General features: G+C 56.0%; 13 protein-coding genes. 10 read left to right on the top strand and 3 right to left on the bottom strand.

Features of this window, described 5'->3' with window-relative positions:
• Positions 1-17 precede the first annotated feature (17 nt).
• From clpX to hslO, 8 genes are all read left to right on the top strand, one after another.
• Positions 18-1,331, top strand: a complete 1,314-nt coding sequence (gene clpX, locus BN4275_RS15515) for an ATP-dependent Clp protease ATP-binding subunit ClpX (protein WP_066459918.1) — start codon at positions 18-20, stop codon at positions 1,329-1,331.
• Between the two features lie 254 nt (positions 1,332-1,585).
• Positions 1,586-4,042, top strand: a complete 2,457-nt coding sequence (lon, locus tag BN4275_RS15510; protein WP_066459916.1) for an endopeptidase La — start codon at positions 1,586-1,588, stop codon at positions 4,040-4,042.
• Between the two features lie 37 nt (positions 4,043-4,079).
• Positions 4,080-4,685: a ribosome biogenesis GTP-binding protein YihA/YsxC gene (gene yihA / locus BN4275_RS15505; RefSeq protein ID WP_066459914.1), complete on the top strand. Its 606-nt coding sequence runs from the start codon at positions 4,080-4,082 to the stop codon at positions 4,683-4,685.
• Between the two features lie 81 nt (positions 4,686-4,766).
• Entirely contained in the window at positions 4,767-6,068 is a 1,302-nt protein-coding gene (gene lysA / locus BN4275_RS15500; protein ID WP_066459912.1) for a diaminopimelate decarboxylase, read from the top strand.
• Positions 6,069-6,133: 65 nt separating this feature from the next.
• Complete coding sequence (locus tag BN4275_RS15495) at positions 6,134-6,898, top strand: AAA family ATPase (RefSeq protein ID WP_066459910.1); 765 nt, start codon at positions 6,134-6,136, stop codon at positions 6,896-6,898.
• Between the two features lie 207 nt (positions 6,899-7,105).
• Positions 7,106-7,393, top strand: coding sequence for a YerC/YecD family TrpR-related protein (locus tag BN4275_RS15490; RefSeq protein WP_066459908.1), 288 nt, complete (start codon positions 7,106-7,108; stop codon positions 7,391-7,393).
• On the top strand, positions 7,393-8,145 hold the full coding sequence (locus BN4275_RS15485; protein ID WP_066459906.1) for a class I SAM-dependent DNA methyltransferase: 753 nt from the start codon (positions 7,393-7,395) through the stop codon (positions 8,143-8,145). Before BN4275_RS15490 ends, BN4275_RS15485 begins: the two co-directional genes overlap by 1 nt.
• 3 nt (positions 8,146-8,148) lie before the next feature.
• The gene (gene hslO / locus BN4275_RS15480) at positions 8,149-9,021 is read left to right on the top strand and encodes an Hsp33 family molecular chaperone HslO (protein WP_066459904.1); all 873 of its coding nucleotides are present in this window, start codon (positions 8,149-8,151) and stop codon (positions 9,019-9,021) included.
• Positions 9,022-9,060: 39 nt separating this feature from the next.
• On the opposite strand, the gene nth is transcribed toward hslO, so the two are convergent.
• Genes nth through BN4275_RS15465 form a run of 3 tightly spaced genes read right to left on the bottom strand, consistent with a single transcriptional unit; the run spans position 9,061 to position 10,941 of the window.
• Complete coding sequence (gene nth, locus BN4275_RS15475) at positions 9,061-9,705, bottom strand: endonuclease III (protein WP_066459902.1); 645 nt, start codon at positions 9,703-9,705, stop codon at positions 9,061-9,063.
• Between the two features lie 13 nt (positions 9,706-9,718).
• On the bottom strand, positions 9,719-10,306 hold the full coding sequence (locus BN4275_RS15470) for a chromate transporter (protein WP_066459900.1): 588 nt from the start codon (positions 10,304-10,306) through the stop codon (positions 9,719-9,721).
• Positions 10,303-10,941, bottom strand: coding sequence for a chromate transporter (locus tag BN4275_RS15465; RefSeq protein WP_242863695.1), 639 nt, complete (start codon positions 10,939-10,941; stop codon positions 10,303-10,305). Before BN4275_RS15465 ends, BN4275_RS15470 begins: the two co-directional genes overlap by 4 nt.
• 327 nt (positions 10,942-11,268) lie before the next feature.
• On the opposite strand from BN4275_RS15465, the gene BN4275_RS15460 reads away from it, so the two are divergent.
• Together BN4275_RS15460 and BN4275_RS15455 are read left to right on the top strand one after the other, a co-directional pair.
• Positions 11,269-11,745 carry a TspO/MBR family protein gene (locus BN4275_RS15460; RefSeq protein ID WP_066459897.1) on the top strand — a complete coding sequence of 159 codons (477 nt, stop codon included), beginning with the start codon at positions 11,269-11,271 and terminating at the stop codon, positions 11,743-11,745.
• 326 nt (positions 11,746-12,071) lie between these two features.
• Positions 12,072-14,099 (top strand): hypothetical protein, encoded by a 2,028-nt coding sequence (locus BN4275_RS15455; RefSeq protein WP_202614998.1) that lies wholly within the window; start codon positions 12,072-12,074, stop codon positions 14,097-14,099.
• The last annotated feature ends 113 nt before the right edge of the window (positions 14,100-14,212 follow it).

Genomic DNA, 14,212 nt, shown 5'->3' with positions numbered 1-14,212 from the left:
GGTAGGAGGTTTCCCACATGGCAAAGATGGAAGATCAAAGGGAATTGCGCTGTTCCTTCTGCGGAAAGATGCAAAACCAGGTCCAGCGGCTGATCGCCGGGCCGGGGGTATGCATCTGCAACGAGTGCGTCGAGCTCTGTCAGAGCGTGTTGGAGGACGACATGCCCGCTTCGCGTTCCTCCCGGCCGCAGCGGCAGGAGCAGCAGATCAACGTGTTGAAACCCCGCGAAATCAAGGAACATCTGGATGAATATGTGATCGGGCAGGATCGTGCCAAGCAATCGCTGGCTGTCGCGGTCTATAACCACTATAAACGGATCTATTTTGGCGATGCGGGGGATGTGGACCTCAACAAAACCAATATCTTGATGCTCGGGCCAACCGGCGTCGGCAAGACGCTGCTCGCACAGACGCTGGCCAAAATGCTCAATGTCCCGTTTGCCATCGCGGACGCCACGACGCTGACCGAGGCGGGCTATGTGGGCGAGGATGTCGAGAACATTTTGCTGCGGCTTCTACAGGCGGCAGATTATGACGTGGAGCGCGCCCAGAAGGGCATCATTTACATCGATGAGATTGACAAGATCACCCGCAAGAGCGAGAACCCGTCGATCACCCGCGACGTTTCGGGCGAGGGTGTGCAGCAGGCGCTTCTGAAAATCCTCGAAGGTACTGTTGCAAACGTCCCGCCGCAGGGGGGGCGCAAGCATCCGCAGCAGGAGTTCATTCAGATCGACACAAAGGACATCCTGTTTATCTGCGGCGGCGCGTTTGAGGGCATCGACAAGATCATTGAACGGCGCGTCGACAAAAGCTCGCTTGGATTCGGTTCGACGCTCAAGGACGCGAAGGCGAAAGACAAGCTGATTGAGCAGGTTATCCCGCAGGATCTCATCCGGTTTGGGCTGATCCCGGAGCTCATCGGCCGTGTGCCGGTGGTCACCGTGCTTGAACAGCTTGACCGCGACGCGCTGGTCACCATTCTCACCGAACCGAAAAACTCGCTGGTGAAACAGTATCAGCAGCTTTTCAATCTGGATGGGATTGAACTTTCCTTCACGCCGGAAGCCCTGACCGCAATTGCGGACAAGGCGATCAACCGCAAAACCGGTGCGCGCGGCCTGCGTGCGATCATGGAAGAGGTGCTCGGAGAATTGATGTTTGAAGCGCCATCCGACTGTACGATCGAGAAGGTTACGATCACCAAGGATTGCGTGGATAAGACCGGCAAGCCGGAACTGGTGCTCAATCCCGAACGCAAGCCGCAGCGGCTGCAGATCAATACTGCCCGTCGGGCGCAGGTCCGTCCTCGCAGGGAAGCGGCAGGCTGATTTTATCTTGGATTATTTCTGGTCAAAACCGCCCGGACGGGCGGTTTTGCTTGTATATGGGAAAGATAGCGGAAAGATTCACAAGGTTTACACCCGCTTTATCTTATGTTATAATAAACGCAAAACGGGCGCGGCCCGTTTTCTTCCGCGTTTTGCGCGGGAATGCCGCCCAAGTCGGCGCTGAATCCCGGGCAATTTGCATTTTGCCCCGCAATGGGGTTTTAGATAGATCCCTTAGAAATGGAGGTCGCGAAATGAGCGAACTTAACGATAAAAAGAAAGCAGAAGTATTGGCACAGGAGAAAAAAGAACCTGTACAGATGCCAGTGCTGGTGCTGCGGGGGCTGGTGCTCTATCCGCAGATGGTGCTGCATTTCGACGTGGGACGGGAGAAATCGATCCTTGCGCTCAATAAGGTGATGAGCGGGGACCGCAAGATTTTCCTCGTTGCCCAGAAGAACATCCGGGAGGATGAGCCTCATGCCGACGGCATTTACAAGGTCGGCGTCGTGGCGCAGGTCAAACAGATTATCAAATCCCAGGGCGGCACCTGGCGGGTGCTGGTGGAAGGGATGTACCGTGCAAAATGCATGGAGATCGTGAGCGAGGCCCCTTATTTTGAGGGGATGGTCGAACCGTTCCCGCTGAAAATCACCCGCAGCGTAAAATCTGCGATGTGCGACGCACTGATGCGTACCGTCAAGGATCTGTTCGAGGAATATTGCTTTCTCACGCCGCGCATGCCGAAGGAGCTGGTGATCAACGCGCTTGTGAGCGAAGATCCGGTGCACCTGGCGGAATACATAGCCGGGAACATGTCGATGGAGGTGGAGGACAAGCAGACCATCCTCTCCCAGTCCGACCCGCTCAAACGGCTGGAAATCCTTGCGCGCATCCTCGAAGAGGAAAACGATATCCTCTCGCTTGAGGCGGATATCCAGGAGAAGGTCAAGGGCCAGATCGACAAAAACCAGCGGGAATATTACCTGCGTGAGCAGCTCAAGGCGATTTCGGGCGAGCTGGGCGAGGAGGACCCGCAGGAGGAACAGAACGAATACTACGCAAAGATCGAGAAGCTCAAACTTGACGCGGAGACCACCGAAAAGCTCAATAAGGAGGTTGACCGGCTCTCGAAGATGCCGTCCAACTCGAATGAGGCGGGTGTTATCCGCGGTTATCTCGACACGGTTCTGGAGCTTCCATGGAATAAACGGACCGCCGACAAAATAGATATCAAAAAGGCGCGTGCGCTGCTCGACCGCGAGCATTACGGCTTGCAGAAGGTCAAGGAACGCATCCTCGAGCTGCTTGCCGTGCGCAAGCTTGCTCCGGAGATCAAGGGACAGATCATCTGCCTCGTAGGCCCTCCGGGCGTCGGAAAGACTTCGATCGCGCGCTCGATTGCCAAGGCGATGGGGCGTAAATACGTGCGCATCTCGCTCGGCGGTGTGCGCGATGAGAGCGACATCCGCGGCCATCGCAAAACCTATATCGGATCGATGCCCGGCCGTATCATGAACGCGATGAAGCTCGCGGGCAGCCAGAACCCGCTGATGCTGCTCGACGAGGTGGATAAGCTCGGAAACGACTACCGCGGCGACCCCTCCGCGGCGCTGCTGGAGGTGCTCGATTCCGAACAGAACCACGCCTTCCGCGACCACTTCATCGAGGTGCCGTTCGATCTTTCGGACGTGCTGTTTATCGCAACGGCCAACACGCTCGACACCGTCCCGACACCGCTTCTCGACCGCATGGAGGTCATCGAGCTTTCGAGTTATACCCGGGAAGAGAAATTCCATATTGCAAAAAGTCATCTGCTGCAAAAGCAGATGAAGCGCCATGGGCTGACCGCTTCGAAGGCGAAGATCGCGGACGACGCGATCTATGCGCTGATCGATAACTATACCCGCGAAGCAGGCGTGCGCAACCTCGAGCGCGAGCTGGCGTCGCTTTTGCGCAAAGCGGCCAGACAGATCGTCGCGGGCGAGCGGAAAAAGGTAGTTATTACAAACGATAACATCGTCGAATATCTGGGTCCGCGTAAATTTAAGCCGGAATTGATTCAGCCTTATAATGAGGTCGGCCTGGTCAACGGGCTCGCCTGGACTTCTGTCGGCGGTGAAATGCTGCAGGTGGAGGTTGCGATCCTCGATGGCGCCGGCAAGGTGGAGCTCACCGGCTCGCTCGGTGACGTGATGAAAGAATCCGCTCACGCCGCGATCAGCTATATCCGTGCCCACAGCGACAAATACGGAGTGGAGCACGATTTCTACAAGACGAAGGATATCCACATCCATGTGCCGGAAGGCGCCGTCCCGAAGGACGGACCGTCCGCGGGCGTAACCATCTGCACGGCGCTCATCTCAGCGCTGTCGGATACGCCGGTGCACCGTGACGTCGCGATGACCGGAGAGATCACTCTGCGCGGCCGCGTACTGCCGATCGGCGGTCTCAAGGAAAAGACAATGGCCGCCTATCGCGCGGGCATCAAGACAGTGGCTATCCCGGCCGACAATGAGCCGGATCTCGCTGAGATCGATCCGATGGTGCGCGACAGCCTCAAGTTTATCACCGCGGAACGGATTGACACCGTGCTCGACGCGGCGCTGGTGAAAAAACCGCACAAGGTGGCAAACGCGCCGGTGCTCGACGCGTTGCCGGTCGAATCCGCGCAGGAGATCCCGAAGGCGCAGACCCCGATCCCGCAGTGAGGTGATTTCCGGCGCGCGGATTTGAAAGGAAACAGCCATGAATTATCATAACGTACAATTTGAACGCAGTTTCGGGACCTCCGACCAGCTGCCGCCGTCCGACCTGCCTGAGATTGCATTCGCGGGCAGGTCAAACGTGGGGAAAAGCTCGATGATCAACAAGCTTTTCAACCGTAAGCAGCTTGCGCGGGTCTCGGCGGTGCCGGGCAAAACGGCAACCATCAATTTTTTCCACGCGGACGGTATCCGATTCGCGGATCTGCCCGGCTATGGCTACGCGAAGGTTTCCAAAGGGGAGAAGCGCCGCTGGAGCGAACTGATTGAGGGCTACTTTGCGCAGGAGCGCAACCTCCAGCTGGTGTTCCAACTGGTCGATATGCGCCATCCGCCGACGGCGGACGACCTTACGATGGTCAACTTCCTGATTGACCGTGAGATCCCGTTTGTGGTGATCCTGACCAAGAAGGATAAACTCAGTGCGAAGCAGCAGCAGGACCGCTTAAACGCTTTACGGGAAGAATTGCCGTACGCCGATCAGATTACGATGATCCCGTTTTCAGCGGAAAAGGGAGACGGCGTCACAGAGGTCAAAGCGATCATCGCGGAGATTGAAGCGGACTGCGCCGGAGACTTCCCCGAATGACCACAGTATAACGCGATGCGCGGATGCCAAAGGAGTCATTCGAGCAGCCGGTTAGATATACACACAAAAGGATGGATGACAATGTTTGTTTCTGACTGCCTGGGAGTCAATTCCCTTGGACACCTGACCATCGGCGGGCGCGACACAGTTGAGCTTGCGCAGACCTATGGGACGCCGCTCTACGTGATGGATGAAAATGAGATCCGCCGTGCCTGCGAGAGCTATCGCGAGTCGATCAACAAATATTACAGCGGCCGTGGGCTTGTGACCTACGCGAGCAAGGCATTCTGCTGCAAAGCGGTCTGCAAAGTCGCAATGGAGGAGCAGCTCGGCTTGGACGTCGTTTCCATTGGGGAGCTTTATACCGCGCAAAGCGTGGGATTCCCCGCCGAACGGATTTTTTTCCACGGAAATAATAAGACGGTGCAGGAACTGCAGGCTGCGATCGAATACGGCGTGGGCCAGATCGTGGTGGATAACCTGACCGAGCTGGAGCTTTTGAACCAGCTGGCTGTCAGCCAGGGAAAAATGGCAAAGATCCTTTTCCGCATTAAGCCCGGCATCGATGCGCATACCCACGATTTTGTCCGCACCGGGCAGATCGACAGCAAGTTTGGCTTCGCCCTGGAAACAGGCGAGGCAATGCAGGCTGTCAAAGAGGCTGCTGGGATGAAGGGCGTGCATCTTCTGGGGATGCACTGCCATATTGGTTCGCAGATTTTCGATATCGAGCCGTTTGAACATGCCGCTGAGGTGATGATCAGCTTCATGGCCGATGTGAAGGCCGAAACAGGGCTGGAGCTGGAGATGCTCGACCTGGGCGGGGGATTCGGCATCAAATATCTGCCGGAGCATGATCCGGTCGCCTACGACCAATACATGCAGCGTGTTTCCGAAACCGTCAAAAAAGCCTGCGCGGCGCGTTCGTTTAAAACCCCGTTCATCGTCATCGAACCAGGCCGTTCGATCGCCGGCCCGGCAGGCATCACTCTTTACACGGTCGGCGCAATCAAGGAGATTCCAAACGTCCGCACCTATGTTTCGATCGACGGCGGCATGGGGGACAATCCGCGCTATGCCCTTTATAAGTCCGAATATGAAGCACTCGTCGCGAACAAGGCTTCCCAGCCAAAGACCCATACGGTTACCATCGCGGGCAAGTGCTGTGAGAGCGGCGACCTGATTGGAGAGAACATGCCGCTGCAGGATGTGCGGGTCGGGGATATCATCGCGGTGCTCGCGACCGGCGCTTATAACTATTCGATGGCGTCAAATTATAATCGCATTCCCAAGCCGCCGGTCGTTATGCTCAAAGACGGTGAGGCGCGGGTTGTGGTAAAGCGTGAGACGCTGGAGGATATTGTCCGCAACGATATGCTGTAAACAGGCTGAAACGCTTCGGCGGGCCGGACGCGGATGCGTCCGGCCCGCTTTTGGGAGGGGCCGGGATGAACGACCTTTATATCCGCAGGATTTTTCTGGACGGGCCGCTTTCAGAGAGCGGCTATCTCGAAAAGCTCCCGCTGGTGAAAAACCTTCTCCGGCAGGGTGGGATTGATTTTACACAGCGGGTGACTTTTTTTGTCGGGGAGAATGGAACGGGAAAATCGACTTTGCTCGAAGCGCTGGCGGTCGTCTGGGGTTTTAACCCCGAGGGTGGCAGCCGCAATTTTGCGTTTTCCACAGCGGATTCGCATTCGGCGCTCTGCAAAAATTTGCGTATCTGGCGCGGGCCGGTGCGTCCGAGGGACGGGTTCTTTCTGCGGGCCGAGAGTTTCTACAATGTCGCGAGCTACATCGATGAACTTGACCGCGCGCCGGGCCTTTCCCCAAAACTTATCGACAGCTACGGCGGCAGATCGCTGCACGGACAGAGCCACGGGGAGAGCTTCCTGTCTCTGGTGATGAACCGCTTCGGCGGGAACGGGCTCTATATTCTCGATGAACCGGAAGCCGCTCTTTCGCCGTCACGGCAGATGGCCCTGCTCGCGCGGATCGTTTCGCTCGCGGAGGACGGTTCGCAGCTTCTCATCGCGACCCATTCACCGATCCTGCTTGCCTGCCCAAAGGCGCAGATCCTGGAACTCAGCGCGGAAGGCATCACCACTATGCCGTACGAACAAACAGAACATTATCAGCTCACAAAAGCCTTCCTTAACAATCCCGAGCGGATGCTCCGCTACCTTTTGGAGGATGATCCCGCGAAGCAATAAAATAGCCGTTTTGCGGCTGCTTTTTTACATATCGGCCTTTGGCTGACGCATAAAAATTTAAAATGGCCGCGGCAGAGCCGCATGGCCAATTTTTGATTGCTAAGCAATAAAAAATGTTGCGCTTTCGCACACAAAAGCCTTTACTTTCGCGCTCTAAAATGATAAAATCAAATACAATGAACATTTCATTTTTGGAGGCGGTTTTTCATGAACACAAAACTGAAAGACATGAACGTGGATTACCTGTTTAAAGCAATCCTTTCGCTGGAAACGATGGAGGAATGCTATAACTTTTTTGAGGATCTGTGCACCGTTCCGGAACTCAAAGCGCTCTCTCAGCGGCTCGAAGTGGCCCGGATGCTTTCGGAAGGCCGCGTTTACAGCGACATTGTGGCGAAAACCGGTGCGTCCACCGCGACCATCAGCCGTGTAAACCGTTCGCTCAACTACGGCAGTGACGGTTACAAGGTTGTATTTGAACGGGTGCGTGACTGATGCCCTACAGCGTTTTTGCCGCTTATTACGACCGCCTCACCGGGGAGATCGATTATAAACGGCGCGCGGAATATTTTGACCGCTTGATCAGGCAGCATATCGAGGTGACCGGCGAGACGATCCTGCTCGACCTTGGGTGCGGGACAGGCAGCCTTACGGTCGAGCTTGCCGCTTTGGGTTACGATGTGATCGGTGTGGACGGCAGCGCGGATATGCTGTCTGAAGCTGTGTCCAAGCAGGGGGACAGGCCGGTCCTTTATCTTTGCCAGAAGTTCGATGCGCTTGACCTGTTTGGAACAATCGACGTTGCGGTCTGCGCGCTCGACAGCCTCAACCACCTGCCGGATACGGCAGCGCTTGAACGGGCATTTGCCAGGGTGTCCCTCTTTACTGTGCCGGGAGGGCTCTTCCTGTTCGATGTGAATACCGAATATAAGCACCGGGAGGTGCTGGGCCAGAACACCTTTGTCTATGATTTGGACGATCTTTACTGCGTGTGGCAGAACACCACCGACAAGGCGCTTCGCACCCGGATCTCGCTTGACTTTTTCGTGCGTGAGGGGAAAACCTATACCCGGCAGAGCGAAAGCTTCTGCGAACGGGCTTTTACGCATGCGCAGATTCTGGACGTGCTGTCCCGCACCGGATATGAGCTGCTTGCGGTGTACGCGGGAGATACCACCGGCCCGGTGGGAGAAACGACTCAGCGCGCGGTCTATGTGGCGCGCAAAAAAGAAACAGAAGGAATTTAAGCTATGGGAAAACTGATACGTACGATCGCGGCGGACGGCTCGGCAGTCTGCACCGCGATCGATTCCACCGATATCGTGGCGGAACTCGAACGAATCCATCGTCCGAGCGCGACCGTTACGGCGGCGCTCGGACGGCTGGTCACAGCTGCTTCGATCATGGGGCAGATGCTGAAAAACGAAACCGACAGCGTCACCATCCGGGTGGCGGGCAGCGGCCCCGCCGGGTCGCTCATCGCTGTTTCGGACAGTCTGGGGAACCCGCGCGGCTATGTCGCCAATCCGATTGTCGAGATCCCGCTCAACCGTTACGGAAAGCTTGACGTGGCGGGCGCGGTCGGCACTGACGGAACCCTTTCGGTCATCAAGGACGTGGGCCTGCCGGAACCGTCGATCGGCTCGGTTCCGCTGGTTTCGGGCGAGATCGCGGAGGATATCACCAGCTACTTTGCCGTAAGCGAACAGACGCCGACCGTCTGCGCGCTTGGCGTTCTGGTGAACCCGGATCTTTCGGTGCGGGCGGCGGGCGGATACCTGATCCAGCTGCTGCCCGGCGCGGACGACGCGGTGATTGGCCGCGTTGAAGAGAACCTGCAAAATGTCCAGCCGATCACTGCGATGATCGATTCCGGGATGACGCCTTGGGACGTTATCCAAACGGTGTTCGCGGGGTTTGAACCACAGGTGCTCGACGAGGCCGAGCCGGTTTACCGCTGTAACTGCTCGAAGCAGCGGGTGGAACGGGCGCTTCTGAGCATCGGCCGCGAGGAGCTGGAAAAGCTCGCGGACGAACAGGATGTAACCGAGGTGGAATGCCATTTCTGTGACAAGAAGTATTCTTTCACACGTGAGGATTTGCAGATGCTGTTAAAGCGCTGATCAGAAAATAAGAAAGAGGCCCGCGCGCGGGCCTCTTTCTTATTTGAGCTTATAGGTATCCTTGTAGTGCTTGCAACAGACGTTCAGGACGCATTTGTCGCACTGCGGCCGCCGCGCCACGCAGACCGCGCGGCCATGCAACACCAGCCGGTGGCAAAAGTCGTTCGATTCCTCCGGCGGGAGGATTTTGCGCAGCTGATCCTCAATTTTCACCGGATCTTTGCCTTCGGTGAGGCCGAGCAGGTTGGTCAGCCGGATACAATGGGTATCTACCACAATGGCGGGCTTCCCGAAGATGTCGCCAACCATGAGGTTGGCGGTCTTGCGGCCGATACCGGGGAGCTTTACGAGCTCCTCGACCGTATCCGGCATCACACCGCCGTAAACGTCGCGGAGCATGATGCACATATTGATGATATCTTTGGCCTTGATCTTGTAAAACCCGCAGGAACGGATCATATTTTCAATATCGGAAAGCTGTGCGTCTGCAAAATCCTCAATGGTCTGATATTTGGCGAACAGGTCTTTGCAGACGATGTTGACCCGTGCGTCGGTGCATTGGGCCGCCAGCCGGGTTGCGATGAGCAGCTCATGTGGCTTGCGGTATTCAAGCGAACAGATCGCGTCGGGATATTCCTGCTTCAACAGTTCGATTGCTTTTAGCGCGATGTCTTTTTTCTTCATAATACGAAACCTCCTAAGGAATCATGGGCAGCAGCGTATGGAACAGAAAACCGAGCGCGCCGGAAAACAGGATGAGCCAGATGGGGTGGAGCTTCTTTTTCCAGCGGCTGAAAAGGAACACCAAGACGACGATGAGGATCGCCCGCCAGCTCACCGCGGGCATATGTCCAAAGACGGCGGTAAGCGAGGAGACCCCCATGACGTTCGCAAGGAAGATCGAAAACGCGGCCGCGCCGATGAGCCCGACCACTGCGGGGCGCAGGCCGTAGAGAGCGGCTTTGACACAGGAGTTGTCCTGGAAGCTTGTGAACCATTTGGCAATGAGCAGGAGGATGAGGAAAGACGGCAGAATCACGCCAAGTGTTGCGCAGGCCGCGCCCAGCAGCCCGCCTTTTTCCATGCCGACAAAAGTTGCGATATTGACCGCGAAGGGACCGGGCGTGGATTCGCTGATGGCGATAAAATCGATCAGCTGATCCTGTGCGAGCCAGCCGTGGGAGAGGATGTCCTGCTGGATCATCGGGATCATGGCATAGCCGCCACCGATGGTAAAGAGGCCAATTTTAAAAAAGGTCAGAAAGAGGGCGGGGAAAATGCTCATTGTTCACCCTCCTTTGCGGCGCCTTTTTTAGAGAGGAGGACCTCACGGACGATGCCCGCGATCGCGGCCAGAATGAGCATACCGATGACCGGCAGATTAAACACCGCCGCACCGATAAAGGCAAGCATTATAACCACGCCCACAAAGACATTTTTCGGGCACTGTTTACCAAGTTTGATGGCAGCGTTGAAGATGAGCACCACCACGCCGGCCCGGATGCCATCGAACACCCAGTTGAGCCATTGGATTTTTTTATACTCCATGATGAAGAGGGAAAGGATCGAGATGACAATAAACGATGGGAGCGCCACGCCGAAGGTGGCGATCAGAGCACCCCAGAAACCCGCGACCCGGTAGCCGACGAAAGTGGCGGAGTTGACTGCGACAACGCCGGGGGTGGATTCCGCGATGGCGAGCATATCAAGGATATCGTCGTCGGTGATCCAGTGATGGTTTTCCACAGTTTCTCTCTGGATGAGTGGGATCATGGCGTAGCCGCCGCCGAAGGTAAACGCGCCGATCTTGAAAAACGACACGAACAGCTTGGGTAATTGTGAAAGGTCTTTCATAGCTGGGGATGGATGCTCCTTCCGAACCAGCGCGTCCACGCCGGCTTCTGATTGTCTTTTTAACATATACGGCGATTCTGTTACAAGCACATGGTGATGGAATTGGCCATCGGGCAGGGAACCGGCCGCGCCGACGAATCTGCCTGTCCATAAAGAGGGTATAATAGCCGTACTGGGGCTATTATATCACAAGCGCGAAGCGCGCGGTGGGATAATTGCGCATCGGGACGGAAACGCCAAGGGCGCGGATCGTCCTGCGCATAAAAAGGTATAATAGCCGCTCTGCGGCTATTATACCGCGAAGGATCTGCCTGCGTCAATAAATTCACGCATAGCGCAGGGCTTTTTTTCATAAGCTAAACAAGATCCGTTCAGAATGAAAGGGTGGCCAATATGAATGCAACAATCCGTTTAAAACCATTGATGGTTTCGATTGCAATTCCGTTGTTGGGCGGCTTTCTCAGCAGCCTGCTTTCCAAAGACATGAAAAGCGTCTACCAGTCTCTGACGCTGCCGTCCTTTGCGCCGCCGTCCTGGGTATTCGGCGTAGCCTGGCCGGTGCTTTACCTGCTCATTGGGATCGCCGCTTACCTGATATGGACATCGGACGCCCCAGAAGCGAACCGCATACAGGCGCTCACCTTTTATGATGTGCAGCTGGCGCTCAATTTCCTGTGGAGTCCGCTGTTTTTCCGATTTGGGCTTTTTCAGATTGCGTTTTGGGAGCTTTGCGCCATATTGGTGTTGACGGTCATTACAACAGCCTGTTTCGGCATGATCCGGAAAAGCGCCGCATGGCTGATGGCGCCCTATCTCTTATGGCTGGCCTATGCGGCGGCGCTGAACCGTGCGGTTGTCGCACTCAACTGACATGTTTTCTATGACGGAACTGTGAACAGGTGTAAAGCTTTTATTAATTTCTGTCAAAACTTTCTCCATGTGAGAAATCTGTGATATAATAACCGCAGGGCGGTTATTATATCGATTTATGGCCAGGCAGATGCGCCGGCGCTGCCGGCTCCCTGCCCGATGGCCAATTATCCCACCGCGCGTTTCGCGCTTGTGGCATAATAACCGCAGGGCAGTTATTATGTCGATTTATGGCCAGGCAGATGCGCCGGCGCTGCCGGCTCGATGCGCAATGATACCACAGTGCGTTTTTTATCATTTTAAGATCGGTTTAGGAGTGTGGCAAAGTGAATCTCAAAAAGTACAAGCTGTTTACCTTCCTGGGGATCATCCTGCTGATTGGCGTGTATATCTTTGTGGAGGCGCCGAACCTGAACCCGTTCTTTTATTCGGAGGGCGCGTTTTTCTGGGCGGTCGTCATCACGATCTTTATCGGGGTTTGGGCGCTGTTCCGCTTTGGAGAGATCACCATCCAGTTTTCCGGCAACGGGGAAGAGGCGCGGCCGTTCAATTATGTGCCGAACCGCAAATTCCCCAAATGGACCAAGGTTCTGCTGGCCTTGCCATGGGTATTCTTTGTGGTGATGCTCATCGCATCCTCTTTCATCTTCAACTGGAAAGCCTATCGCGACCAGCTCGGCACCGAGCGGCCAGTCGAATTTTCCAGCGAAATGCAGGCGGTGGATATGTCGCAAGTGCCGATCGTCGATCAGGAACTTGCAAATATCCTCGCGGACAAAAAACTGGGCGAACGAGCGGGACTTGGCAGCCAGGTGGTCATCGGCGCGAATGACGCGACCATCCAGAAGATCAACGGCAAGCTTGTCTGGGCGGTGCCGCTCTATCATTCGGGTGTTTTCAAGTGGCTGACCAATCTTTCCGGTACGCCGGGTTATATCCTCGTATCCGCGACCGATGTCAACGATGTGCAGTATATCGAAACCCATAAGCTCAAATATCAGCCGAACAACTACCTGCTGCATGACCTCAAACGGCATACCCGATTTGGCGGCGCATGGTTTGACGGCATCACCGACCCTTCCTTTGAAGTGGATGATGAAGGACAGCCCTATTGGGTCTATACCACTTACCGGAATAAACGGTTCTTCAACCTTCCGGAAGCGACCGGCGCGTGGATCGTCAATGCAACCACCGGCGAGATGAACAAATACAGCATCGCGGACATCCCGGAATGGGTCGACCGGGTGCAGCCGGAAAACTTTATCCTGCAGCAGATCAACAATAAGGGTGAATTTGTACGCGGCTGGCTCAATTTCGCGGATAAAGACAAATTCCGTGCTTCGCAGGGGCATATGATCGTATATAACAACGATCGATGCTATCTGTTTACCGGTTTCACCAGCGTGGGCGGGGACAACAGCGCTATCGGTTTCTTTATGGTGGATATGGTCACCAAGGATACGCTGGTCTACCAGATGCCCGGCGCCACCGAGCTGGCCGCGCAGGGTTCCGCCGAAGGCAAGGTGCAGCATCTCGGATACCGGGCGGATTTCCCGCTGATCCTCAATATTGACGGGCAGCCGACCTATTTTATGCCGCTCAAGGACGCGAGCCGTCTCATCAAACAATACGCGTTTGTTTCGGTCGAAAACTATTCGATCGTCGGTACCGGCGAAACGATGGAACTTGCGATGCGCGACTACCGGCAGGGGCTTAAGAACGCGGGCGTCGGGACGGCTGTCGTTCCAGCCGACGGGGAAGAGGAGCTGACCGGGACGGTTCTGCGGTTTGCATCGGAGATTACCGAAGGACAGACGCTCTATAAGCTGATCCTTTCCGAAGCGCCTGACCGTATTTTCCTGCTGCCTGCGGTGCTCAGCGATGAACTTGCCCTGACCCAGGAAGGGGATCGCGTATGGATCGAATATGCCGATGTGAGCGGGCAGATCGTGACTGCCGCAGCCTTCGACAACCTGATGTTCCCGGCGGGCGGCGCGCCTGAGACTGAAAAGCCTGTATCGGGACCGGTTTATGCCACCGCGCAGCAGGCTTGCGACGCGTTTGTGTCCGCGATGCGCGCGGGCGACGCGGAAGGGATGAATGCGCTCTGGCTGCATCCAAACGCCACGGACTTTGCCGCATGGAATGGGATGCGGATGGAAGTTGTGGTCGACGGCTTGATCTCTTCAGGTGAAAACGACGCGGTCTACGAGCTGACCCTTTCACCCGTCGCCAGCAGCGAGGCGGCGTTCGCGCAGATCTTTGAAAACGAGGGGCGCGTCACGCGCTTTCTCGGCGTGCGCAGGACGGAAAGCGAAGGCTGGAAGGCCGACACGCTCGCCGCAATTGGATGATCAACAGCTGGATGCTGGCATCCGCCCGGAAGTTTACTGAATTTCCGGGCGGATTTTCTGTCTGTCCACGGTTGACGTGTCGTAGCGGGCAGTCTATAATAGGGATTAATTTC

Source organism: Anaerotruncus rubiinfantis (genome assembly GCF_900078395.1).
GTDB lineage: Bacteria > Bacillota > Clostridia > Oscillospirales > Ruminococcaceae > Anaerotruncus > Anaerotruncus rubiinfantis.
The sequence above is the reverse complement of the archived record's forward strand: the minus strand, read 5'-3'. Positions and strand labels throughout refer to the sequence as shown.

Bases quoted from the DNA above. Each gene is read 5' to 3' on its own strand.
- clpX (WP_066459918.1), top strand. From the start codon at position 18: ATGGCAAAGATGGAAGATCAAAGGGAATTGCGCTGTTCCTTCTGCGGA.
- lon (WP_066459916.1), top strand. From the start codon at position 1,586: ATGAGCGAACTTAACGATAAAAAGAAAGCAGAAGTATTGGCACAGGAG.
- yihA (WP_066459914.1), top strand. From the start codon at position 4,080: ATGAATTATCATAACGTACAATTTGAACGCAGTTTCGGGACCTCCGAC.
- lysA (WP_066459912.1), top strand. From the start codon at position 4,767: ATGTTTGTTTCTGACTGCCTGGGAGTCAATTCCCTTGGACACCTGACC.
- BN4275_RS15495 (WP_066459910.1), top strand. From the start codon at position 6,134: ATGAACGACCTTTATATCCGCAGGATTTTTCTGGACGGGCCGCTTTCA.
- BN4275_RS15490 (WP_066459908.1), top strand. From the start codon at position 7,106: ATGAACACAAAACTGAAAGACATGAACGTGGATTACCTGTTTAAAGCA.
- BN4275_RS15485 (WP_066459906.1), top strand. From the start codon at position 7,393: ATGCCCTACAGCGTTTTTGCCGCTTATTACGACCGCCTCACCGGGGAG.
- hslO (WP_066459904.1), top strand. From the start codon at position 8,149: ATGGGAAAACTGATACGTACGATCGCGGCGGACGGCTCGGCAGTCTGC.
- nth (WP_066459902.1), bottom strand. From the start codon at position 9,705: ATGAAGAAAAAAGACATCGCGCTAAAAGCAATCGAACTGTTGAAGCAG.
- BN4275_RS15470 (WP_066459900.1), bottom strand. From the start codon at position 10,306: ATGAGCATTTTCCCCGCCCTCTTTCTGACCTTTTTTAAAATTGGCCTC.
- BN4275_RS15465 (WP_242863695.1), bottom strand. From the start codon at position 10,941: ATGTTAAAAAGACAATCAGAAGCCGGCGTGGACGCGCTGGTTCGGAAG.
- BN4275_RS15460 (WP_066459897.1), top strand. From the start codon at position 11,269: ATGAATGCAACAATCCGTTTAAAACCATTGATGGTTTCGATTGCAATT.